This window comes from Neisseria sp. P0021.S007 (assembly GCF_051956855.1).
The window spans coordinates 1-547 of record NZ_JBQCXA010001021.1 but is presented as its reverse complement, the minus strand read 5'-3'; the positions used below and the strand labels follow the sequence as shown (position 1 = coordinate 547).

The window sequence follows — 547 nt, the reverse complement described above, 5'->3', positions numbered from 1 at the left end:
GCCATCGGTACCGGTGTAAGTAACGGTATCACCTAAGTTGACTTTTTCAGTCGACCCTTCGTCGGCGGCAATCTTCAGACCTTTGTTCAACTCGTCACCGACTTTGTCCAATGCTTCTTGAACGGTATGCACCGGTGCACTTACCGTACCGTCCGCTTGTTTGACGGTAAAGTTAGGAGCAGCGATAGAACCATCCGCACCAACGGTCGTATTCAACGCTGTTGCCAACGGTTTGATTTGGCTGACGTTCACTCCGTCGGTGTCTTCCGTACCTTTGGCTACTTTGGCAATCTTGTTACCGCCGTTGTTCAGACCGGCATTAGTCAGAGACACTTGGCTTGGCGAACCGTCCGCACCAATCTTCAGACCGTCAGTCGTCAGTACGCTGTCGCCTGCTTTCAAGGTAGTCGCGGTTACGCTGGTCAACGTAATATCGTCATTCAGTTTGACGGTAACGTTGTTGCCATCGGCGGAAGTGGTGATGTGGCTACCGCCTTTGATGCCGACGCGCTCTCCCAGTTTTTTGCTTGAAGTCGAAGTGCTGCCG

1 pseudogene is annotated in these 547 nt (G+C 52.5%); it reads right to left on the bottom strand.

Annotated elements, in window-relative coordinates:
* A pseudogene (locus ACTHUR_RS17290) lies at positions 1 to 547 on the bottom strand (hypothetical protein); the annotation flags it as partial.